The sequence below is a fragment of the Deinococcus humi genome (assembly GCF_014201875.1).
Classification (GTDB): domain Bacteria; phylum Deinococcota; class Deinococci; order Deinococcales; family Deinococcaceae; genus Deinococcus; species Deinococcus humi.
This window is the reverse complement of the sequence record NZ_JACHFL010000006.1, coordinates 124,028-146,419: the sequence shown is the minus strand read 5'-3', so window position 1 is coordinate 146,419 and position 22,392 is coordinate 124,028. Positions and strand designations below refer to the sequence as shown.

The 22,392-nt window shown below is 62.8% G+C and carries 15 protein-coding genes and 2 pseudogenes; 10 read left to right on the top strand and 7 right to left on the bottom strand.

Features of this window, described 5'->3' with window-relative positions:
• Nucleotides 1–405 precede the first annotated feature (405 nt).
• Together HNQ08_RS13190 and HNQ08_RS13180 are read right to left on the bottom strand one after the other, a co-directional pair.
• Entirely contained in the window at nt 406–1,764 is a 1,359-nt protein-coding gene (locus HNQ08_RS13190; protein ID WP_221284187.1) for a sensor histidine kinase, read from the bottom strand.
• An 11-nt stretch (nt 1,765–1,775) separates the two neighbouring features.
• Nucleotides 1,776–2,471 (bottom strand): response regulator transcription factor, encoded by a 696-nt coding sequence (locus HNQ08_RS13180; RefSeq protein WP_184132812.1) that lies wholly within the window; start codon nt 2,469–2,471, stop codon nt 1,776–1,778.
• A gap of 194 nt (nt 2,472–2,665) precedes the next feature.
• Between HNQ08_RS13180 and HNQ08_RS13175 the strand changes: the two genes are divergently transcribed.
• The 7 genes and pseudogenes from HNQ08_RS13175 (at nt 2,666) to HNQ08_RS28230 (ending at nt 12,624) form a co-directional block, all read left to right on the top strand.
• Complete coding sequence (locus HNQ08_RS13175; RefSeq protein ID WP_184132809.1) at nt 2,666–4,135, top strand: DUF3500 domain-containing protein; 1,470 nt, start codon at nt 2,666–2,668, stop codon at nt 4,133–4,135.
• A gap of 81 nt (nt 4,136–4,216) precedes the next feature.
• Nucleotides 4,217–5,629: a DUF3500 domain-containing protein gene (locus HNQ08_RS13170; protein ID WP_184132805.1), complete on the top strand. Its 1,413-nt coding sequence runs from the start codon at nt 4,217–4,219 to the stop codon at nt 5,627–5,629.
• A 135-nt stretch (nt 5,630–5,764) separates the two neighbouring features.
• Nucleotides 5,765–7,066: a HupE/UreJ family protein gene (locus HNQ08_RS13165; protein WP_221284186.1), complete on the top strand. Its 1,302-nt coding sequence runs from the start codon at nt 5,765–5,767 to the stop codon at nt 7,064–7,066.
• Nucleotides 7,067–7,125: 59 nt separating this feature from the next.
• On the top strand, nt 7,126–9,792 hold the full coding sequence (locus HNQ08_RS13160) for a GAF domain-containing protein (protein WP_184132802.1): 2,667 nt from the start codon (nt 7,126–7,128) through the stop codon (nt 9,790–9,792).
• Between the two features lie 492 nt (nt 9,793–10,284).
• Nucleotides 10,285–11,352, top strand: a complete 1,068-nt coding sequence (locus tag HNQ08_RS13155) for a ScyD/ScyE family protein (protein WP_184132798.1) — start codon at nt 10,285–10,287, stop codon at nt 11,350–11,352.
• A 91-nt stretch (nt 11,353–11,443) separates the two neighbouring features.
• A pseudogene (locus HNQ08_RS13150) lies at nt 11,444–12,102 on the top strand (IS6 family transposase); the annotation flags it as partial.
• A 54-nt stretch (nt 12,103–12,156) separates the two neighbouring features.
• Nucleotides 12,157–12,624: pseudogene (locus HNQ08_RS28230) on the top strand (DDE-type integrase/transposase/recombinase).
• A 124-nt stretch (nt 12,625–12,748) separates the two neighbouring features.
• Here the strand turns inward: HNQ08_RS28230 and HNQ08_RS13140 are convergent.
• The gene (locus HNQ08_RS13140) at nt 12,749–13,876 is read right to left on the bottom strand and encodes an ABC transporter permease (RefSeq protein WP_221284185.1); all 1,128 of its coding nucleotides are present in this window, start codon (nt 13,874–13,876) and stop codon (nt 12,749–12,751) included.
• Between the two features lie 50 nt (nt 13,877–13,926).
• Nucleotides 13,927–15,114: an ABC transporter permease gene (locus HNQ08_RS13135; RefSeq protein ID WP_184132790.1), complete on the bottom strand. Its 1,188-nt coding sequence runs from the start codon at nt 15,112–15,114 to the stop codon at nt 13,927–13,929.
• A 506-nt stretch (nt 15,115–15,620) separates the two neighbouring features.
• Here HNQ08_RS13135 and HNQ08_RS13130 point away from each other — a divergent pair.
• The 3 genes from HNQ08_RS13130 (at nt 15,621) to HNQ08_RS13120 (ending at nt 20,099) form a co-directional block, all read left to right on the top strand.
• Nucleotides 15,621–17,465 carry a peptide ABC transporter substrate-binding protein gene (locus tag HNQ08_RS13130; protein ID WP_184132787.1) on the top strand — a complete coding sequence of 615 codons (1,845 nt, stop codon included), beginning with the start codon at nt 15,621–15,623 and terminating at the stop codon, nt 17,463–17,465.
• A gap of 588 nt (nt 17,466–18,053) precedes the next feature.
• Complete coding sequence (locus HNQ08_RS13125; protein ID WP_221284184.1) at nt 18,054–19,580, top strand: S8 family peptidase; 1,527 nt, start codon at nt 18,054–18,056, stop codon at nt 19,578–19,580.
• Nucleotides 19,581–19,784: 204 nt separating this feature from the next.
• Nucleotides 19,785–20,099 (top strand): hypothetical protein, encoded by a 315-nt coding sequence (locus tag HNQ08_RS13120; RefSeq protein ID WP_184132784.1) that lies wholly within the window; start codon nt 19,785–19,787, stop codon nt 20,097–20,099.
• 55 nt (nt 20,100–20,154) lie between these two features.
• On the opposite strand, the gene HNQ08_RS13115 is transcribed toward HNQ08_RS13120, so the two are convergent.
• From HNQ08_RS13115 to HNQ08_RS27910, 3 genes are all read right to left on the bottom strand, one after another.
• Nucleotides 20,155–21,297 carry a tyrosine-type recombinase/integrase gene (locus HNQ08_RS13115; protein WP_184132779.1) on the bottom strand — a complete coding sequence of 381 codons (1,143 nt, stop codon included), beginning with the start codon at nt 21,295–21,297 and terminating at the stop codon, nt 20,155–20,157.
• 106 nt (nt 21,298–21,403) lie between these two features.
• Nucleotides 21,404–22,009, bottom strand: coding sequence for a dihydrofolate reductase family protein (locus tag HNQ08_RS13110; RefSeq protein WP_184132775.1), 606 nt, complete (start codon nt 22,007–22,009; stop codon nt 21,404–21,406).
• A 238-nt stretch (nt 22,010–22,247) separates the two neighbouring features.
• Nucleotides 22,248–22,373: a hypothetical protein gene (locus tag HNQ08_RS27910; protein ID WP_268240011.1), complete on the bottom strand. Its 126-nt coding sequence runs from the start codon at nt 22,371–22,373 to the stop codon at nt 22,248–22,250.
• Nucleotides 22,374–22,392 lie beyond the last annotated feature (19 nt).

Sequence of the window (22,392 nt, the reverse complement as noted above, 5' to 3'; positions counted from 1 at the left end):
GATGGTCAGCGGTCCATCCAGCATACCCCCCTGGAGCGGGCGGAACTGTGGCGCTGCCGCTCAGGAGCTTTTGGCGCCAGGAGCTCGGCGGCGTGATGGCCCCCGGCGGTGTTCGTGGGGCTTTGTGGCATTGGTGGCCTGTCAGGGCGGACCAGCAACTGAACAGCAGGGACCGCCGTGGGTCTGGCGGAGAGGGCTTGATTCTGTGCCTGGCTGGCCTGCTCGCCCCCATCCATGCCTCAGTCGGTCCGGCCCGTGCAGAAACGAAGGGTTTTGCTTCAACTCCTCTAAAGCAGCACGTCGTCCCCACTCGTGACGAAAGGGGAGCAGGCCACAGGGGCGTCTCCAGCCTCCTTTTCGTTTCACACCAAACGCTCTCTTGAACCTGACCGTTAAGACCGCTGCTTATGAATTGAGAGGGACCGTGAGGACAGCGGTGGTGCCGTTTCCAGGAACGCTCTCCAGCGTCAGCGTGCCGCCGTGTGCCTCGGCCAGCGTGCGGGCAATGCTCAGCCCCAGCCCACTGCCAGGCACGCTGCGGGCGTCGTCACCCCGGTACAGGCGGTCAAACACCCGCTCCAGCTGCTCCGGTGGGATGCCTGGGCCACTGTCCGCGACGGTGATGCGGAGCTGAGCCACACCATGGAGGCCGGCGGCCACAGTGATGAGCCCGCCGCGCGGCGTGTGGTTGAGGGCGTTCTGGACAAGGTTGTGCAGAATCTGCGTGACACGCAGCGGGTCGAGCTGGGCGTGCAGGTCCGGCGGCGCATTGACCCCTAGGATGACGCCCCCATCGCGCGCGACCTCGAAGAAGGTCTCCTCAACATCTGAGAGCAGTTCGGTGATGTTCACTGTCCTGAGCTTGAGCGTCAGGTCGCCCGCATCGGCCATCGACAGCAGCCGGAGGTCGCCACTCAACTGAATCATGTGATCGGTCTGCGTCTGGAGCCGGGAAAGCCGTTCGGGCGTGGCCGGGAGGGTGCCGTCTTTCATGGCTTCCAGCGTGCCGCGCATCACGGTCAGGGGGGTGGACAGGTCATGGGCGATGTCGGCGCTGAACTGCCGTGAAGAGATGCGGCGGCGCTCCAGCTCAGCGCTCATGCCGTTGAAGGCCCGCAGCAGTTCGCCCAGCTCGTCCGGCTGGCCTTCGGGCAGCGGCGCGGCCTGTCCAGTGGTGGTCAGGGCCCGCACACCACCCTGCAAAGTTCGCAGCGGCGCGAGCAAGCGGTGTGAGAACCAGGCTCCCAGCAGCACCGAAATCCCCGTCGCCAGGCTCACCGCCAGCAGCAGCAGCCCCGCCGTGCGGCGCACAAAGGCGGTGGTCTGTGCGTCCGGGCGGGGCGGCGTGCCGGTGGAGAGCAGGTACGCCACGGGCCGGGCGTTCAGCGTCACAGCCGTCAGATTGCCACGGTCGGCGACGGGGATGAGCAGGCCCTGCGGATGCCCCGTGGCGGCCACAGCCACCCGAAACTGCGGGTCCAGCACGATCAGGGGCGGCGGCTCCACACGGCCGCGGGAAGGCGCGGTGGGGGGTTGACCGCGCTCCTCTGGCGGCGGCTCCTGGGGCCGCAGGCCTTCCAGTGATCCGGTGAGCTGAACATGGGTGCGGATATTGGCCACCAACTCCTCTCTGACCGTCTGCTGGCGGAGACCCAGATAGACCGTACGCGCGTAGAGCAGCGCTCCACCAGCGAACAGCAACAGCACCGGCAGACTGACAGCGGCGAACGCGACGATCAGCCGGGTTCGCAGACTGCGGCTCATGCCCCTGGTGGTCACGAAACAGTCCTCAGCCGGTAGCCGACGCCATATACCGTCTCCAGCAACTGTGGGTGTGCCGCATCAATCTCCAGTTTGGCGCGCAGGTTGCGGACGTGCACATCGACGGTGCGCTCGGAGCCGCCACCGTCCTCCTGAAGGTGCGAGAGCAACTCGCCGCGCGTAAAGACCCGCTCGGGGCTGAGCATCAACACGTGCAGCAGTTCAAACTCGGCGCGGGTCAGCTTGACTGCCTCGCCCAGAACCGTGACCTCGCGCGTGAGCGGATGCAGGCTGAGTGGTCCGTGCGTCAGGGGGCCGCGCGGCTTGTCCTTCAGGCCGGCCCGCCGCAACAGAGCTTTGACGCGGGCCAGCAGTTCAGCCATCGAGAACGGCTTGGTCACATAGTCATCTGCCCCCAGTTCCAGGCCCAGCACCTTGCTCGCCTCATCGTCGCGGGCCGTCAACATCAGGACCGGGGTATCACGTTCCGTGCGCAGTTGACGCAGCACTTCCAGCCCGCCCAGACCAGGGAGCATCACGTCCAGGATGACCAGATCAGGGGCCAGGTGTAGCGCGGATCTCAGGCCGGCGTGTCCGTCAGCCGCTGCAGAGACCTGGTAGCCGTGTGCACCCAGATACTCGCGCAGCAGTTCGCTGAGGCCGGGATGGTCCTCCACGATCAGCAGGTGTGGGGCGCTGTCCTGGGTCATGGCAGGCAGCGTAGCAGCGGGCCTGCAAAACCGCCCAGCCCTCTACTCAACTTCTTAACAAGTGCCCGGTATCACCAGGGCAGGAGGTTTGGTCCATGTCCCATGACCAGATGCACGACGATCCGTGCACGAGGAACTGACGCCCAGAGCGGCAGCATCACTTGCCCCACAACACACGGGACCAGCACAGCAGCATGACTCGTACCGACACCATTTCCGGCCATGTGGGCGACACCATGCTGCTGACGCTCAGCGGCAGTCACACAGCACCGGGAGACCGCCGATCCCCTCGTGATCGGCATGACGCTGTAGAGCGCGGGAGAAAAACCATGAAACGCAACCTGTCTATCACCCTGGCCCTGATCGTCTCGGCGGCCCTCAGCGGCTGCACGCCCACCAGCAGCGGCGCCACCCCATCCACATCAGGCACCACGCCCACCAGCTCAGTTCAGACGACCTCCTCCGCGACTTCGGACGCCACCGCCACCGTCGGCGCAGACGGCACCGTCGCCGTCACGGGCGTCACCCTACCCGGCCAGACAGCCGCCGTTCCCGCCGATTGTGCGGCAGCTCCCACCCAGACTGGCAAAGTGGTGTGCAGCGCGCAGGCCTTTCTCGCCACGCTGACGGACGCGCAGAAAGCCACCGTTTTGCTGCCGGCCACGCAGGCCAACGCCGTCAAATGGTCCAACCTGCCCTGTGGCAACAATTGCCGCAATGGCATTCAGTTCAGCACCCTTAATGCTGAGCAGCTCCTGGCGGCGCAGGCCGTGGTGAAGGCCGCGATGGGAACAGTCAAGGACGACGGCTACGACGAGGCCATGCAAATCCTGATGGCCGACGACGTACTGAACGCTTCAGGTGGCATGGGCGGCCCGAACAGTGCAGGCGGGGGCGGCACCCCCCCAACGCGGCCGACCGGGAATGCGAACGCGCCTCAGGGCGGCACGCCTCCCGCCGGAGCGCCCACGGGCGCGCCCCCTGCGGGTGGCCCTGGTGGCGGGGGCGGCGGGGGGTACTCCAGCGGCACCTACTTCCTGGCCTTTCTCGGCACGCCCAGCACGGACGGCACCTGGCAGCTCCAGTTCGGCGGTCATCACCTGGCCGTCAACACCATCTTTAAGGCCGGGCAGGTGGCCAGCGCCACCCCCATGTTCACCGGCGTGGAGCCGAAAGTCTGGACGGAGAGCGGGACCACTTACGCGCCGCTGAACGCCGAACATGCCGGAATGGCGCAGATGCTGGCCTCATTGAGCGCCGAGCAACTCGCCAGCGCGAAACTGTCGCAAACCTTCAGCGACGTGCTGCTGGGGCCGGGGCAGGACGGTAAGTTCCCGGCCACCAAAGCGGGCCTGAAAGTCGGCAGTCTCAACGCCGAGCAAAAAGCCCTGGTGCTGGCCGCCATGAAGCCCTGGGTCCAGGATGCCGACGACGTCACTACGGCCAAGCTGCTGGCAACCTATGAACAAGAACTGGACGAGACCTATATCTCCTTCTCCGGCAACGCTGGGCTGACCACCAATGCCGATTACGTGCGGATTGATGGGCCAAGTGTCTGGATCGAGTTCGTGTGCCAGAACGGTGTGGTGTACAGCTCACAGATTCACTATCACACCGTCTGGCGCGATCACACCCGCGATTACGGCGGCGAGTACTCGTTCTGAGCGTCCTACTCAGGTTCTGAACAACTTCCTTTTAAGGTCATCGGGGCGGGGGACTTCCTCCCTCGCCTCAAGGAGATTCCTATGCCGCGTTCCAGTTCTGCCCGTTCCCTGTGGCTCGGCCTGCCGGTCAGCCTGGCCCTGTTCCTGTCCGGCTGTGGGACAGAGCCCATCACAACCACGGACATCACCAAGCCCAGCGTCGCGCTCACGGCCACGCCCAGTACGCTCAGCGCCGCTGGCAGCGTCACCCTGACCGCCACCGCCAGCGACAACGTGGGCGTGTCCCAGGTCGTCTTTTCGCGGAACGGCACCGTGATCGCCACCGACACGGCCGCGCCGTATACCTATACCGACACCCTGACCTCCGCCAACAACGGCACCCTGACCTACACCGCGCAGGCCAGCGACGCGGCAGGCAATACAGCCACCGCCTCGCAGGCCGTCACGGTGAGCATCGGCACCCCGGGTGGGGGCAGCAATGACAGCGCCGTGCTCAGCGCCGCAACTGCGTTTCTGGCCACCCTTTCCACCGCCCAGCAGGCAAGCGTGGTGCTGAACCGCACCCAAGCGCTGGCGATCAACTGGTCCAACCTGCCGTGCGGATCCGGTTGTCGCAACGGCATCGTGCTCAGTAGCCTGACTGCGGCACAACTGGCGGCCGCAAGGGCGGTTGTGTCGGCGGCCATGGGGACGAGCGACGACGAGGGCTATGAGGAGGCCATGCAGATTCTGGCCGCCGACGACGTGTTGGGAGCAGCAGGCAGCGGCGGGGGACCGGGTGGCCCGGGCGGTGGGTACTCCTCCGGCAACTACTACCTGGCCTTTCTAAACGCGCCCAGCGCCACCGGCGTCTGGCAACTCCAGTTCGGTGGACATCACCTGGCCGTCAATATCACCTACAACAACGGCGCGGTGGTGGGCGCAACGCCGTTGTTCGAGGGCGTCGAACCCAAGTGTTGGAGCGTGACGGGCACCGCCGTGAGCGCCAACAATTGCACCGCGCCCGGCACCAGCGGCGCCACCACGACGTACGCACCGCTGTATCAGGAGCAGACGGGCATGGCGGCCATGCTGGCCTCGCTGAGCAGCAGTCAGCTGGCCAGCGCCAAACTGTCACAAACCTTCAGTGACGTGCTGCTGGGCCCGAAGCAGGACGGTAAGTTCCCGGCGACCAAGGCAGGCCTGAAGGTCGGCAGCCTCAGTACCGCACAAAAAGCGCTGGTGCTCGCGGCCATGAAGCCCTGGGTGCAGGATGCCGACGCCACTACGGCCGCCGCGCTGCTCGCCACCTACGAGAGCGAACTGAACGACACCTCCATCGCCTATTCCGGTCATGCCAGCCTGAGCACCAATGCCGATTACGTGCGGATCGACGGGCCAAGCGTCTGGATCGAGTTCGTGTGTCAGAACGGCGTGGTGTACAGCTCACAGCTTCACTACCACACCGTCTGGCGGGACCACACCCGCGATTACGGTGCAAGCTTCAGCTTCTGACCTTTTGAGAACACCCTCAACCGCAGGTCTGGATGGGATTTCCTCCCTTTTCAGGCCAGCCAGATACCTCAATCCGCTTTTCTGGGCCAGCCAGCCACGTTCATTGAGATCCCACTCTCCCCCACTGAGGTAGCCATGACCCGCACTCCCCTACTCCGTTTTCTGCTTGTGTTTCTGCTGGCCCTGACCTCACCTGCGTTGGCCCACCCGATGCCGAGTTCGGTGATCCTGCTGGACGTTCACGAGGGGGCGGTGGGAGCCGAGATGCAGCTGCCCCTCTCCGAACTGGGGCTGGCGCTGCATGAAACCCTGAGCGGCGATTCAGACACCCTGCTCGCCGCCCATGAAAACGAGTGGCGGGCCTACCTCCTGAAACACTTGCGGCCCACCACGCCGGATGGTGAGGCGTGGACGGTGGCGGTGGATGACCTGAGCATCGGGAACGCCGAGCAGACCGCCAGCGGGCCATACCAGGAGCTCAACGCCCACCTGACCCTGACACCACCTGCTGGGGCCAGCAGCCGCGCCTTTACCTTGAACTACGACGCGGTGATGCATCAGGTGGTCACGCACTCGGCGCTGGTGTCGGTGCGTCAGGACTGGGCGGCAGGTGTGACGCCTGAGGGTACCCCGGCTGAGGTGGGCGTCATCCGGGTCAATCCAGTGGACGGTACCGTCGCGCCGCTGGTGGTCAACCGCGACGGGGGCAGCCTCTGGACGGGCTTCGTGGGCATGCTGAGACTGGGCGTCTCGCACATCGCGGCGGGAACCGACCATCTGCTGTTTTTGCTGACGTTGCTGCTGCCCGCTCCGCTCCTGGCCGGACTGAACCACTGGGGCGGATTTGCAGGAACGCGCCACTCACTGCTCAACATCCTCAAGATCATCACGGCCTTCACGGCGGGGCACTCGCTGACCCTGATTGTGGGCACGCTGGCTCGCCTGGATCTGCCCGCCCAGCCCATCGAGGCGCTGATCGCCCTGAGTATTCTGATCAGCGCTGTGCATGCCCTGCGCCCGGTTTTTCCAGGCCGCGAGGTGCTGGTGGCTGGATTTTTCGGCCTGATTCACGGCCTCGCCTTCTCGTTCACGTTGGCTGAACTCAACTTGAATGCGGGGCAGATGGCGCTGAGCCTGCTGGGCTTCAATTTGGGCATTGAGGCGATGCAACTCGTAGTGATGGCCCTGACGCTGCCGTGGCTGATCCTGCTCGCGCGCACACCTGCATATCCGGCGGTGCGGGTGGGTGGAGCGTCGGTAGCCGCGCTGGCGTCGCTGGGCTGGCTGGGACAGCGGCTGGGCCTGGACAATCCGCTCTCGACGCTGGCCGATGGTTTGGGGGTGTATGGATCCTGGGGCATCGCGGGGCTGGCGGTCGTGGCGATCATGCTGACGTTTTCAACGGCACGGCGTCTCCGCACGGGGACAAGGCACTGACCCTCTTCTACGGAATTCGTACAGACGTTCTGGGTTCCACTGTTACTCTGAGCAACCAAATGCCCGACTCGCCAGAAGCCCTTGACGTGATCCAGCTCACCCTGCCTGAGCTCCTCGATCATGTTCAGGACGTCTTCTACATCCTCGACGACGGGTTCCGTTTCACCTTCTTCAACGCTGCGGCCCAGCGCGCCCTCGGTCTTACTCCCGACGCCCTCGGAAAGACCATGGGTGACGTTCTCCCGCAGGTTGTGACCGGCGAGGGGTACCAGCGCTTGCAAGACGCGCTCGGCTCCCAGCGTGCGGCTCACTTCGAGGTGTTCTCCGTCGTGATGCGCCGCTGGGTCAGCCTGGACGCGTATCCCAGTGCCGGTGGGCTGATCGTCTACCACCGCGACATCCACGAACGCAAACAGGCCGAGGACCATGTCCGCGCGCTCGCCACCATCAGCACCAGCCTCATCGGGACGTCCAGCGCCCGCGAGGTGGCCGAGGTGCTCGTGCAGATCGTTCCACCCGCACTCGGGGTGGATTTTGCCGTGGTGGTGACCCTCGATCAGGAGGACGAGGTGTTGCGCGTCATCGCCGCAAACGGCCTGACCGAGGAGAGTTTCCGGAGCTGGGCAACCTTCCCGCTTGCCTCCCCTGTCCCGCTCGCCACCGCAGCACGAGAAGGGCATGCGGTGTTCGTTCATTCCCGCGAGGAGGCCGAGCAGTCATTCCAGGCACTGCTGAGCGTCGCAAACACCCACGAGGCCTGGGCCGCGCTGCCCCTCCAGTTCGGGGCCCATACCTTCGGCGCACTCGGTCTGAGTTTTCTCACGCCCAGGCTGTTCGACCCGGCGGAACAGGCCTTCCTGAAAGCCGTTGCCGCTCAGGCCGCACAGGCCCTTGAGCGTGCCCGGTCTCAGGAAGCGGAGGCCCGCATCCGCCAGTACGGGGCGTTCCTTACTCGCGCCAGCGGCGACCTCGCGAACTCGCTGGACCTGAACGCCACCCTGGAGAGCCTCGCGCGACTCGCAGTGCCTGCTGTAGCCGACTGGTGCGCCGTGTACCTCCCAAACGGTGAGGAACTGAGGGTGGTCGCCGTGGCCCACCAGAAGCCCGAAAAGGTTGAGCTTGTGCGCGCCGTGACGACGGCCATGCCGCTCCGACTCGACGACCCGGGCGGCGCGCCCGAAGTCTTGCGGACGGGACAGGCGGTTTTCGTGCCGGTCGTCACGCCCGCCCTGATCGACCTGCAAGGACGCACCCCGGAGCACACCCGCCAGTTGCACGCGCTGGGCCTGCGGTCGTACCTGTGCGTCCCAATGGTCGCGCATGGCCGCACGGTTGGTGTGCTGGCCTTTGCGCTCACGGAGACCGAACGGTTCTACGACACTCAGGATCTCGACTTCGCCCTGGAACTCGCGCAGCGGGCGGGTGTGGCCCTCGATCACGCGCGCCTGTACCAGGAGGCGCAGCAGTGGGCGGCGACGCTGGAACGCACGGTCGAAGACCGGACCCGTGAGCTCGCCGCTCGAAACCGTGCGCTCGACGCGTTCGGGGTGCTCAGCCGTGACCTAGCCGTGGAGACCGACCGGGTGAATCTGCTGCGCCGGGCGCAGCAGATTCTGCTGACCCTGCTGCCTCACGGTCTCACCGGGTATTTTGAACTGGATGGCGGTCGCTGGCAGGTCCGCAGCCTGGTCGGCGAGATGCCGGACGGGACCTTCGAGGTCGCCCTGTCGCGGGGGCTGCCCCGCGGCGAGGCGCCGGTGCTGGACCTGCCGTTCGAGACTCAGGCGCCACTGTACCAGGACCACTACCAACCGAGCGCCCAGCATGTTCCGCTGGACGCCCTCATGCGGCTGCTGTCCACGGCATCGTTCCCGGTCGGGACGGGAAACGGCTCATTCGGGGTGCTGGTGATCGCGCTGTATCAGCAACACGGGTGGACCCCAGCGGATCGGGCGCTGCTGGAGACGGCACTGGGCCAGGTACGGCTGGCCCTTGAGCGTGCTGAGGCTGTCGAGGGGTTGGCGCGGCGCACGGCGGAACTGGAGGAGGTCAACGCGGAACTCGACGCGTTCAGTTACAGCGTGTCGCATGACCTGCGCGCACCGTTGCGGCACATTATGGGCTTCAGCAGTGTGTTGCGCCGTGCCGTGGGCGAGGACGCGCCGGAGCGGGTGCTCAGACCGCTGGGTATCATCGAGACGTCCGCCTTACGGCTCACAGCGCTGACGGAGGCGTTGCTGTCCTTTGCGCACACGTCCCGGCAGCCCATCAGCGTACGCGACGTGGACCTGAACGTCGTTGTACGGGAAGCGTGTCAGGACCTGCACCTGGAGGCTGGCGGTGCGCAGGTGGAAATGCGCCTGGACACCCTGCCAACCGTGCGGGGAGACGCGATCCTGTTGCGGCAGGTGATGGTCAACCTGCTGGGGAATGCCGTGAAGTACAGCGCGCCCAACCCCACGCCCGTCGTGACGGTTTCGTCGTGCGAGCAATCTGGTGAGGTCGTCGTCACGGTGACCGACAATGGCGTTGGCTTCGACCCGCAGTATGCCGACAAGCTGTTCGGGATGTTCTCGCGTTTGCACCGTGCGGACGAGTTCGAGGGCAACGGGGTGGGACTCGCGATGGTGAAGAAGGTGGTGCAGCGTCACGGTGGGCGGGTGTGGGCGGAGAGTACACCTGGTGCAGGGGCTGCGTTCCACGTCGCGTTACCCCTAAACGTGTAAAGCGGAACTGGATGCGCGCTGTCAGCGCTGGAAGAGGCATGCGACGTGACCGCAGGGGAGGTGCGAAGTCACGAACTGCTGCGGGCCGCCACAGTGAATTGACGGTGGGGTCGGCGGACCCGTGACGGCCCTGGCTCGCCTGCTTTTTCTGTACGCTTGCTTACAGAATGTCGGTGGGTATATGCTTTTTGTAGCGTTGAGACCCTTCACTCAGCGACAAATGAGGTGCGCCTATTGCCAAGCTCTGGCCCCCTGATTCTGTGGCTATGGGCCACTGGCTCTGGTCCTGCACTTGCCCTGTCATGTGCTGTTTGGAGGATCAGAGCAGACAGACCGGAACAGTCCTCCGGATGATCTCTCGGACTGGCCAGCTGCGTTCTTGGTCTTGACCTTTCAAGGAACAAGGAGGACAACATGTCCCACCCCACAACACGGCAAAGCTCCCTCCTCTGTGTCACCGCCATGACGGCGCTCCTGTCAGGCTGTAACTTGATGTCTGCTCCGGTGGTTCATCAGGGCACCGTTGTGGCCCAGGGGCTCAACGGTCCGCAGGGCGTGTATGTAAGCGCAGATGGCACGGTCTGGATCGCGGACTCCGGTACAGGTGGACCCGGGACCTTTACCACGCCGGGTGGACCTGGCAGCGCTGAACCGACGACCAACAGCTACGGGGACACAGCGCGCCTCGTGCGGGTGAGTCCGAGTGGCGTGATGACCGATGTCGCCATGTTGCCCTCAGTGGCCGGCGCCGAGGGGGCCGAAGGGGCCAGCCGAGTAATGGAACTCGGCGGGAAGCTGTATATCACCAGCGGACACTGGGCCGCAGATTCCAGCATCGAGCGGCTGCCAAAAACAGCGGCTCTCCTGCGCCTCGACGGAAGCTCCACGACTGAGATTGCCAATCTCTGGACGTTTGAGAAGGCCAACGATCCAGACAAACAGGGAGCAGATTCGCATCCCTATGGCCTGGCGGCCGGACCGGACAGCCAGCTCTGGGTGACCGATGCGGGCGGAAATGACCTCTTGCGTGTGGACCCCATGACAGGCGCGATCACTCTGGTCACGGTCTTCGATAACCTTCCCAACGCCAATCCTGGTCCTGGGGTTCCTCCGAGCTCGCAGGCGGTCCCGACGGGAATCGCTTTCCTGAACGATGGAGCGGCGTATGTGTCCCTCCTCCCCGGCTTTCCCTTCACCCCGGGTTCGAGCAAGGTGGTGCGGGTGGCCAGTGATGGCAGCAAGACCGATTACGCCACAGGTCTGACCATGACCACTGACCTCAGAACCGGACCAGATGGCAACCTCTACGCTGTCGAGCTCGGTCAGTTTGGAGAACAAGGTCCAGCCCCTGGCTCCGGTTCGGTGATCCGCATTAAGGCCGGGGGCATTAAGGAAACCGTATTGAGCGGATTAGATACCCCCACAAGCTTGGCCTTTAACGGAAACGGAGACGCCTTCATCACCGTCGGTGGGGCAGCCGCTCCCGGAACGGGTCAGGTGCGGCGTTGGGATAAACTCACCAATAAGGCAGCGATCACCCCCTCCTCCCTCGCCCAGTGATCTTCCGCCCGTGGGCCATGTTGATGCCTCCGTTCGCTGCAAAAATTCAGTCGTCACTGCATCCGACTGAGCAGGTGGATTGTCGCAAGTCATTGGGGTAGGGTCACGCGGTGCTGAGTGGTCAAAAGCTTCCCGGAACCGGTCTCCCCTCGCTGTGATCGGCCATGCCGCCAATGCTCTCTCATCGCTTCACACTCAGCGACCGCGACGTCGAAGAACTGCTGCTGGAACGGGGCGTCGTCACGCGCGAATCCATCCGCAGGTGGTGCATCGACTTCAGTGATCTTTTCGCGCTCGGTCTACGCCACCGGGTACCGCGTGGCGGTACCCGGTGGCATCTTGACGTTACGGTGCGTGGACGTCGGTGGGGTCAAACACTGGCTGTAGCGGGCCGTGGATGAACGCGGAGCGGTAATGGACGTCCTCCTTCAGGAACACCGAGACACCGGGGCGGCCAAGTCGTTCTTCCACCGACTGCTGGGAGAGGGGCGATGTACCAGACGTCATTCACACCGACAAGCGCTGGAGTGATGGTGCAGCGCTTGGAGAACTCCCCCTGCTCCACACCGTGGAACACCTTCAGGTGGGCTCGACCGCTATCACAATCTGGTCGAGCAGTCGCATCGCCCTACATGGCGCCGTGTTCGGCAACAACGGGGGTTCAGGTCACGAAAACGAGCACAAGGTTTCCTTGACCTGCACGCCCGCATCACGAATCTCCACCACCGGGCCCGCTCTTCGCAGAAAGCCTGCGCCAGCGGGAGGGGACGCTGGGGTTCTGGGTGGCTTCTGGACGAGCTTTGCGTGACGGTGAATGGCGTCCGACACTGGTTCTGGCAGACGGTGGACAAGCACGAAACCGTGCTCGATATCTTGCTTCAACCGCACCGAGACACCGAAGCAGCGAAGGCCTTCATGACCCGGCTCCTGGATGAATAGGATGTTCCAGACAGAATTTGCACAGATATGCTCGCCAGCGATGGCGCGGCGATCTGGCAGATCGCGAGTCTGGCCGAGGTCAACCACCAGGAGGTGATTTCCACGGCCCGCTGCCACAACCCCATTGAACAAACTCACCGTCCTACACGGCGTCAGGAACGCCAGCAACAGGGCTTCAAGCGGGGGAAGCGAGCGCAGGAATGCCTGCGTCTGCACGCGCGAATACACAACCTCCGCCATCATTCCCGTACCAGCGTTTCCGCCACAACCAGGCAAAATAGTCAGAGGCGAGCGTTTCAGACGTGGTCAATGGTTGCGGCAGGGGCGGTTTGAACCTCATGCCACCCCTGCCCTCACCCCGCCGTGACGCCAGTTAAGGCAACACCACCGTGAGCATAGGAGTAGTGGGGCGTGTCCTGACGAACCAAATAGACTTGTGGCCCAAAGCGGATCCCAATTACCCCCGGCTGCGCGGGTCGATTGCGTCACGCAGTCCATCCCCAATGTAATTGGTGGCCAGCGTGGTCAACAGGATGAACAGTCCTGGCCAGAAGACGGCAGTGGGCTGCTGAAAAATAGCTTCCTGCGCACCATTCAGGATGTTGCCCCAACTGGCAGTGGGTTCCTGAATGCCCAGCCCCAGGAAGCTCAGCGCAGCCTCAGCGACAATGGCGTGCCCCAGGTCCAGCGTGATCTGCACAAAGATAGGCGCAATTGAGTTGGGCAGCAGGTGGCGTAACATCACGCGGGCGTCACTGGCTCCCAGGCTCACGGCGGCCTCGTTGAATTCGGCATTCCGCAGGTTCAGGATGGTGCCGCGCACGATGCGCGCCATCGATAACCAACCAAACAGGGTCAACACGAAAATGATGACCGTCACCGAACGGGCTGGACCCAACAGCTGATCCAGGGTGACGCCCAAACCGATCTTGGGATTGGAGAACAGCCCGGCCAGCACCAGGAGAAAGGGCAGCGTAGGAATCGCCAGAAAGATGTCGATCAGGCGCGAGATGACCGAGTCGATGTCCAAGCGGATGGAGCTGAAAAAGCTAAAATAGAAGATCAGGATGGCCAACGTCACGCCGATGATCCAGGTGACGGTGAAGAATATGCCGTCATTCACGCTGGCGAACTGTCCGGTGGCCCGCAGTACGAAGGCGATGACAGCAGACCACCCCACCCAGCGCACGACGCTTTTGAGCCAAAAACTGCCGCCCCCTCTGTGTTTGGCTTCAGCCCATTGAGGCGAGAGCGGACCCAAGGCCACCAGCAGCGGTTGCCCACTGTAAAATCCAGCCAGCAGCCCCAGCCCGGTCCCAATCAGCGCGGTCAGGATGGTGACGGTGAAGCCCACCAGTAGACTGACCCGCCCGGCATACAGCAACCGGCTGAAGATGTCCCGGCCCAGGGCGTCCGTGCCCATGAGGTGCTGAAAACTGGGAGCAGCGTACACATTGGTGGCGTCGATTTGCGAGGGTGAGTACGGCGCAAGCAGCGGCGCAAAGACTGACAGCAGGATCAGCAACAGCAGAATGATCAGTCCAGCCGTTGCAAGCTTGTGTTTGAGAAATCGCTTGCGCACCATCGTCCAGGCGGACTCAGGCTTCGACTTGACCACAGGAGCCGTGACTGTCATCAGCTAAACCGGATCCGAGGGCTGAGCAGAGCGTAGGCCAGATCAGTCAGCAAATTGGCCAGCAGTGTGATGACAGCCAGCAGCAGCAAAATCACCATCGCCGGGTTGTAGTCCTTGTCCAGGATGCTTTGATACAGCGCCAGCCCCATGCCGGGGTAGTTAAAGACTGTTTCAGTGATCACAGCCCCGTTGACCAGTCCTGGCAGTGACAGTCCGATCAGGGTAATCACGGGAATGAGGGCATTCCTCAGGGCGTGTTTGGAGATGACCCGCCCCTCCGGCAGACCCTTGGCCCGCGCCGTTCGCACGTAATCCTGGTTGATCACGTCCAGCAACGCTGCCCGCATAAAGCGTGTCCAGGTGGCAATCTGGATCACGGCCAATGCTACGGTCGGCAACACCAAATACTTCAGCCGGTCCAGTGCATAGCTCAACCAGCTTGCCACGGTCACACTGCGGCCGTACGGCTGGCCCGGCGAGACGTAATCACCTACCTGCACCTCGCTCTTGACCCCAGTCGGCAGTGCATAGGTCCGGTCCTCGGTGGCCCCCCTGTCGGCGTCGTAGACCTCTACCGTGACCTGCGTCTGGCCGTTTGACTGCTGCACTTTCGTGACCGGGCCCGTTGCGTCAAAGGTGGCTGAAGTGCTGACCAGCGGCGTGGCATTGGGACTGGACAGTCCCCCAGCCGGCAGCACCTTGAGGTTAACGCTGAAAACGATCAGCAGCATCAGGCCAAACCAGAACACAGGAAGAGAGAAGCCCACGAAGGCGAAGAAGGTGGTGACGTAGTCCAGCACGCTGTACTGCTTTACTGCTGACAGGATGCCCAGGGGAATGCCGATGAGAAGCGAGAGCGTCAGTGCTCCTGCTCCTAAGAGCAGCGTGTTGCCCAGCCGCTGCTCCACCACGAAGGTGGCGGCTGGGATGTACTGCTTGCGCGAGATCCCGAAATCCCCCTGCACGGCGTGGCTTAGCCACTTGCCATACTGGACGTACCAGGGCTGATCCAGGCCGTAGGCGCGGCGCAGATTCTCGACCTCCTGCGCCGTCATGTTGGGGTTGCTGAGCTTGAGGTCATCGACGAAGGTGCCCGGCTGCAATTGAATCAACGCGAAGACCAGAAGCGACACCACCAATAAAATGGGAACCATAGCAGCGACGCGTTTTAGGGTGTATTTGAGCATGGAAACCTCAGTGAGAAGGGGTTTGGAGGATGAAAGGGAGCGTGTATAGAACAACATCTGGACGCGCAACCTATTGGGCGGGCGGCGTGACTGCGCGCTCAGGAGAAGGCTCAACATTGCGCCGGAGTTAGGGAAATTCTGTAGGGCGCCCCGCAAAATCGGTCCAGACAGCGTTGAGGAGGTTGAGCGGAGAGCACTCACCTCGCCTGAATTCATCGCAGCAGGGTTCTGCGAACGCCTGACTCTGAAACAGGGTTGAGACGTTTATGACAATGGCTGAAACAATTCAGCCATTGTCACAGTGCGCTCCAAAAGTCAAAAGGCAACTGCCCAACGCACATTTCTAATGAAACCAATAGCGGGAAAACGTGCTTTCTCCCTTTCTGCATTGCCCAGATAATCCTCTCCAGACTCATCCCTGGGAGGAGGACCGTGCGCGAGTCGGTATTCCGACTCGCCGGTCCACCTTCTTTTTGTCCAAGACATCCTCAACCTAGGAGACGTTCATGACCATCACGCTGCCCCGCGCCGCTATCCGCTTGAGCCTGACGCTGTCCTGCAGTTTGACCCTCGCCCACGCTGGTCCGACTGACAACTCGCTGATCATCGGGGCCAGTCAGGAACCTTCAGCGCTGGAATACATCGTCAACAGCCAATCAGTGACCCGCGAGATCATGGGCTGGATGTACCGTGACCTGACCTATATCGACTTGGACGGCAAGATCCAGCCGGACATGGCCGCGCAACTGCCCACCGAGGGCAACGGCAGGGTCAAGTACACCCGCGATGCCAAGGGGGAACCCACCGCCATGACGGTACGCTGGACCCTCAAGCCCGACATCACCTGGAGCGACAACCGCCCGATCACCAGCGAGGATTTCCGGCTGTTCTACGAGATCGCCAGCGACAAGCGTGTGCCGGTCATTACGCGGGCCAATTTTCCCACGGCCTTCAAGGTGATCGATGCCAAGAACTTTGAGGTCACTTATTCGCCGATCAACCTCTTTTACCAGAAAGGCGTGCAGCCCGGCGACTTCTCCAACCTACCGTCACAGGTATGGAAACCCCTCTGGGAACGGGTCAAGGCCAACTTGGAAGGCAAGAGTGCCGAGCAGCAGCAGGCGATTATCCTTAAAGATCTGCTGGGCACGCCCATCTCCACCAGCGTGGGCGGCCCGCCGGTTGTCAGCGGCCCCTTCCGTTTCACGCGCTGGACGCCGGGGCAGAGCATGGTCATGAAGCGCAACCCGACATATTGGCAGAAGAACCCCAACGGCGTGCAGAGTATTATTTACCGTTTTATCGGCAACACCAATACGCTGCAGACGGCGCTGCTGGCCGGGCAGATCGACGCAACGTCCACGCAGGGATTGGCCAACTCCCCCGCTACCCTCAAGCTGCTGCGCGACAACGCCAAGAACGTTTTTAACGTTTCCCTGGTGGAGGGCACCGCCTTCGAGAACCTGATCATCAACAAGTTTGGGAACGTGAAAGCCGTCTCAGACCTGAAGCTGGACGATCCCAAAACGCGGCAAGCCATCTTGTACGCCATCGACCGCAAGAGCATCGCGCAGGACCTGCTGGGAGGCACGGTGTCGGTGACCAATACTTTTGTGAACCCCAACTCGCCGGTGTATTCGGCTGCGCTGGAAGGCGAATACGCCTATAATCCAGCCAAAGCCAAGCAACTGCTGGCTGGGCTGGGCTGGAAGGCTGGTTCAGACGGCATTTTGCAGCGCAGTGTAGGTGGCAAGACTGTCAAGTTCGTGTTGGAGTACGTGACCACGGCAGGCAATGCGGTGCGCGAGCGTAACCAGCTCTTCATCAAGGACAACCTGCGTAAGGTGGGCATCGACGTCAAGGTCAACAACGCGCCCGCCTCAGTGGTCTTCGGGCAGGACTATTTTCCCAGAACGTCTGAAGGCTCGTGGACCGGCGTGTTCGAGGCGGCGGGGGGCGGTGTGCCGCTGCTGGAGGCAGGCAACGAGTTTTACTGCGATGACTCCACCACCCCGTCTCAGAAAGACAATGTGCCCAGCAAGGCCAACGGTTATGGGGGCAACAATGTGGGCGGCTGGTGCAATGCGGCCTACGACAAAGCTTGGAGCCAGGCCCGATCTGAAACGGACCCAGCTGCCCGCAAGGCCCTGTTCGCGAAGATGCAGCAGCAGTTTGTCACCGAACTGCCGTCCATTCCACTGTATCTGCGCCGCGAACTGCTGACCACCCGACGTGGGCTGGTGAACTACGTCTGGAACGGTAACACCAGCTATCCGTCCAGACTGGGCTGGCTGACCGGCTGGACTCAGAAGGGCATGAAGCAGGTGGTCAAGCAGCCCGAAATTAAGTGAGGTGTTCAATCCTCGCATCGGCTGGCAGGGCATGCTGGTTCACATCGTGCCTTGAATCCCTTCCGCGCTGCGTGAAACCGCCTTATCCTCACTCCCGCGCGCTCAACATGTGAACTCTGTCGTCCGGCCTGCGCCGGTTCTGGCAATTTTATGGAGGTAAGCTGTTAAGCCGTGAGTGACCGGAAACCGCAGGTCACGCGGACCAGCGAGACGTCCCATCAACCCCCCAGTTAGGACCAGGCCTGGCGGAAGAAACTCAAGAGCGACCGCCAGAAAGGCGGTCGCTCAATGGTTCGAGTCCATTAGGGTGCACCAAGAAAACCCCGCTCTATGCGGGGTTTTTCCTATTTCAGATACAGTCAGTTGACGCCCGTATCCCCTCTGTACAGTTGAAGTACAGCCTATCCAGACCAAACAGGCGAACTCGCGTCGCCCTGACTGTTCAAAGTCGCGTTGTGGCGTAGCGGCCTGCGCTTCAGCGGTGGCCTTCGAAGACAGTCCACACCACAGCACTCAAAAGTGAGATCGCTAACGATTCTTTCACGGAGCGGCGCTAAGGTACCCAGACCAAAATAAATCGGAGGCAACATGACCATGAAGTGCTTAAAGGCCGCACTGGCCCTATCCCTGTCCCTTACGCTCGCCGCCTGTGGGCAGCAGAACTCGCCGGATCAAAGCGCCGGGCTTTCCTCCCAGGCTGTGACCCCTAGCCAGCGCTACATCGTGGTCTTCAAAGATCAGCGCCTGCCTGCCGACACCGCGAAGCGTGTCTCGGCTGCGGGCGGCTGGGTGCAAAAGGCCGTGACCGAAACCGGCGTGGCGACCATCAGCGGGAATGCGGCAGTGCGGGCCAAGCTGGAGCGCGACAGCGCCGTGCTCGCGGTGGGGCTGGAGCATCTCTATACCTTGCCGCCCACCGAGCGGGTGGCGGCAGACGCAAGCAACACGGCCGGGGGCTACAGCGCCACGGCCGCTGACACCCTCTACGGGTATCAGTGGGACATGCGCCGCATCGGCGCCCAGGTCGCAGCCAACCGGGTTGGCAACGCGCAGTCCCGCATCACGGTCGGCGTGCTGGACGTGGGCGTCATGAGTGACCACCCAGACATGGTGGGTCAGATCGCCTTCTCCAAGGGCACCAACTACTGCCAGGAAACCGGAAAAGACGGCACCACTGGCTACCCCGTCTACAGCAAGCTCATCGACTTCGACGCGCACCCTGAATGGAGTCCGGCCGACGGCTGTGACACGGCGAAAGCCATCTTCGAGGACCACGGGACGCACGTGGCGGGCACCGTCGCGGGCGCCGTAGGGGGCGGTGCGATCGTCGGTGTCGCCCCTGGAGCCAAAATTGCGGCATACAAGGTGTTCGACCGCTACCGCTTCACCGACGCTCAGGGCAAGCTTCAGGATGGAGTGGGCGGCTTCGATGGACCCATCTTCGATGCAATCGTGGACGCTGCGAACCGGGGCGTGAACATCATCAACATGAGCCTGGGGAGCACCCTCGATCGCTCGAACAAGGACGACAACGCATCATGGCTGGCGTGGCAGCGCGTCATGAACTACGCGGACAAGAAGGGCACGCTGATCATCGCGTCGGCCGGCAATGACGCGGAGAACTCCAACGGCAACATCGCGCATATCCCGTCCGACGTTCCGGGCATCATGTCCGTTTCTGCGACGGGGGTCACGGTCCTTGCCACTGACGCCAAGGGCAACCTCGTGGCTAATGGCCCGGATGTGCTGGCGTTCTACTCGAACTATGGAGCGTCCACGGACATCGCTGCGCCGGGTGGGGACTGCGGGACGAACCCCGCCAACGGCCTGAGCTGGTGCGACAGCTCCAACAGGGCCAAACGCCCGGCCGACTGGTTCACCCACCTGATTCTGTCGAGCATCATTAACGCGGATGGCACGCCTGGCTACGACTGGCTCGCCGGCACCAGCATGGCCAGCCCCCACGTGGCGGGCGTCGCCGCGCTGGTCAAGGCACAGCACCCCGAGTTCAGCACCAACCAGCTCAAGGCCTACCTGAAGCGCACGGCCGAGAACGTGGGCCAGAAGCAAGGTTTTGGCAGTGGTCTGGCCAACGCTGACCTCGCCACACGCTGAGGAGAGCAGGACCTAAAAGGCGCGGGGGACGCGATTCCCGTGCGCCTAGGGTACCTTCTAAACAGTCAATGGTTCAAGTCCATTAAGGTGCACAGAAAAACCCCGCCTCAGGCGGGGCTTTTCCATTCCAGATACGGACAGATACTACCTATCACGACTTAAACACGTGGCTGTATGCATGGGGGCTCGCCATATCCTTGGGATGTGCCCGCTTATCTGCCTCCCCAATGGTTTGTCGTCGTTGAAGCGCTGACCGCCAAAGGCTGGCATGAAGTGCAGAACGATATTCCCACCGTCTGGTGGTCTCTCTATCAGGTGTCCTTCGTGCGCCACGAACAGCAAGTGGTGCTCTCGCTGCTGACCGAACCATGGAGTGATGAAACCAGACCGCACGCCTGGGCCATCGGGGCAAGCAGGACGATTCCCACTGACAGGGCAGCGGCTGCTGTACTGGGTTCACTGACTCTGGGGCGAGGGTGGCAACAGAGCGTCACAGCATTTATTGGCCTGTTTTCGTAAAACCATGTGTTTAAGTAGTGCTATTTCCCCTATCCACAATTGAAGTTCAGCCTATTCAATCCAGATCAAACAAGCCGTCCAGCTTCGCACCCGTCTCCTGCAGTTCTTCCTGCTGAATCTGGCGGTAGATCTTCATGGTGATCACCGGCGACGAATGCCCCACGATGGCGGCCACCACATCGAACGGCGCACCGGCCCGGATCACCACATTAATAAAGGTGTACCGCAGGCCGTGAGGCGTCAGCCGCGGCAACGGATCCGCAGGCGTGCGGGCATTGATACGGGCCTGGATCTCGTCGAGGTGGCGAGCGACGTTGCGGTCTCCCAGCATCGTGCCGCTCTCGGACGGGAACAGCCAGCTGCACTCGCGCCACAGACCTGCTGCCTTTCCCTTCTCAGCTTCCACCGCCAGGCGCTCACGATGGGCCACCAATACGGCGTTTAGATCGGCGGGCAGGGTCAGCAGCCGAATGCTCGCCGCCGTCTTGGGCGTGCCGGTCCCCGTGCGGCGCGACTGCTGCCAGTCCTCGCGCTGGATGGTCTGGTGAATCGACAGGGTAGAGCGGGCCGGGTCGTGATCGTCGAGCTGGAGGGCGATGGCTTCACCCAGCCGCAGACCCTGCCCGAACAGCAGGCGATACAGGGCATACAGCCGGTGACCCTTGACCTCTTCCAAGAAGCGCTGTGCCTGCGCCTTGCTCCACGCCTGGTGCTTGCTGGCCTGGGTGGCGAGACGGGGGAGGGTGATGGCCTTGGCCGGGTTGCGGGCGATCAGGTCCAGCGCCACCGCCTCGTCCAACGCGGAGACCAGCAGGGTCAGCAGTTTGCGGCGGGTGCGCGGGCTGTAGCTGGCGTGGTCGTGCATCATCGCCTGAACGTGCGCGCCATGCAGGGCGGTCAGCCTCCGGCTCCCGGTGTGCCGGATGACCAGGCCAGCCAGGCGCTTGTCCTCCCGGACCGTCGCGGGCTTGCTGGCCCTGGCCCGGTGCTTGCGAGACAGGTAGCCGTTCAGCCATTCGTCAACAGTGGTGGTGCTGGGTGCCTGCAGCGCACCACGTCCACTCTCGGCGATCATGTCGGCCAGTTTGCGTTCGGCCTCGCGTTCCGTGGCCGCGTATCGGGTAATCCGGCGGCGTTTGCCGTCCAGCAGGCCGAGGTCGATCTCGGCAGCCCACTTGCCGTCAGCCCTCTGGAACACGCTGCCGAGGGAGCGGCGCTGGCGGCACGAATTCTGATCTCCTCAGGAACAGGTGCGTACAGAACAGGCCTTCTCTCTCATAGAGCAGAGATTCTTCTTTGCGGTCTCACTCAGCCGTCTCCAACATGGGTGCGATCCGCAAGGGGCCAACCGGTCGGTATGTGTTCAAGACCCCACCCGAAGGGGCGGTCACTGTTGTCACCAGTGCAAGCTCGAGCGGTGGCGTGGTGTCCGAAAAAAACCGTGTTCCCTGGCCCAGCAACACCGGGGCGACGATGAGATGCACCTCATCGGCCAGTCCATGCTCGAGCAGCAGGGAGGTCAGGCTCGAGCTGCCAAAGCACAGGATGTCTGGGCCGTCTTTCGCTTTAACGCGGCGAATGCCCTCAACGATGTCCAGACCCAAGTCCTCAGCCGGTGCCCATGAAAGGCTCTCTGGCTGGTGGGTCGCCACGTACTTCGTCGCCCCGTTGAAGTTCTCGGCTCCGGGGACGTTGTCGGCGGTGGGCCAAAAGCCAGCCCAGGCATCGTAAGTTCGGCGGCCGAGCAGCAAATCGAAAGACTGACCCAGTGCTGCGTTCATCGCCTCTTCGAGCACGGGATCGTGGAACGGCCACCACCAGCCGCCATAGCTGTACCCTTCTTCCGGCCCACCGGGCGCTTGGATAACGCCGTCCAGCGAGATGTATTCGAGGATTTTGATCTGTCTCATCTCTGATCTCCTGTGGTGGGGGTTGCCTGCTCGGTTCCGACTCCAAACAGCCGTTCGGCGCGGCGCATTTTCAGGGCTAGACTCGCTGAAGTCGGCTTGGATTGCGAGGGACTGGAGCGAGGTTTGGCCATTTCAGTGCGTACTATTCAGGCGCGTGCGCGGCTTGTGGCGTGCTTCCACCACGACGCCGCAGAGCCAAATACGGTGCTGGTTGGCGCGGTTTAGCGGGCCTGTCGGGTTATAGCTGGACATAGCCGTAACCCAGTTTGTGTGCCAGGGGCTCCATGTCCGTTTCGTGATCAGCGTCCTCGTGCCGACTCTGGTGATAGTCGAGAACGTTGGCAATGTCGGAATCGAACGTCATTCTTCTGGATCCTGAGGAT

Bases quoted from the DNA above. Each gene is read 5' to 3' on its own strand.
- HNQ08_RS13155 (WP_184132798.1), top strand. From the start codon at position 10,285: ATGTCTGCTCCGGTGGTTCATCAGGGCACCGTTGTGGCCCAGGGGCTC.
- HNQ08_RS13160 (WP_184132802.1), top strand. From the start codon at position 7,126: ATGCCCGACTCGCCAGAAGCCCTTGACGTGATCCAGCTCACCCTGCCT.
- HNQ08_RS27910 (WP_268240011.1), bottom strand. From the start codon at position 22,373: ATGACGTTCGATTCCGACATTGCCAACGTTCTCGACTATCACCAGAGT.
- HNQ08_RS13140 (WP_221284185.1), bottom strand. From the start codon at position 13,876: ATGGTGCGCAAGCGATTTCTCAAACACAAGCTTGCAACGGCTGGACTG.
- HNQ08_RS13190 (WP_221284187.1), bottom strand. From the start codon at position 1,764: ATGAGCCGCAGTCTGCGAACCCGGCTGATCGTCGCGTTCGCCGCTGTC.
- HNQ08_RS13135 (WP_184132790.1), bottom strand. From the start codon at position 15,114: ATGCTCAAATACACCCTAAAACGCGTCGCTGCTATGGTTCCCATTTTA.
- HNQ08_RS13175 (WP_184132809.1), top strand. From the start codon at position 2,666: ATGACTCGTACCGACACCATTTCCGGCCATGTGGGCGACACCATGCTG.
- HNQ08_RS13165 (WP_221284186.1), top strand. From the start codon at position 5,765: ATGACCCGCACTCCCCTACTCCGTTTTCTGCTTGTGTTTCTGCTGGCC.
- HNQ08_RS13170 (WP_184132805.1), top strand. From the start codon at position 4,217: ATGCCGCGTTCCAGTTCTGCCCGTTCCCTGTGGCTCGGCCTGCCGGTC.
- HNQ08_RS13110 (WP_184132775.1), bottom strand. From the start codon at position 22,009: ATGAGACAGATCAAAATCCTCGAATACATCTCGCTGGACGGCGTTATC.
- HNQ08_RS13125 (WP_221284184.1), top strand. From the start codon at position 18,054: ATGACCATGAAGTGCTTAAAGGCCGCACTGGCCCTATCCCTGTCCCTT.
- HNQ08_RS13180 (WP_184132812.1), bottom strand. From the start codon at position 2,471: ATGACCCAGGACAGCGCCCCACACCTGCTGATCGTGGAGGACCATCCC.
- HNQ08_RS13130 (WP_184132787.1), top strand. From the start codon at position 15,621: ATGACCATCACGCTGCCCCGCGCCGCTATCCGCTTGAGCCTGACGCTG.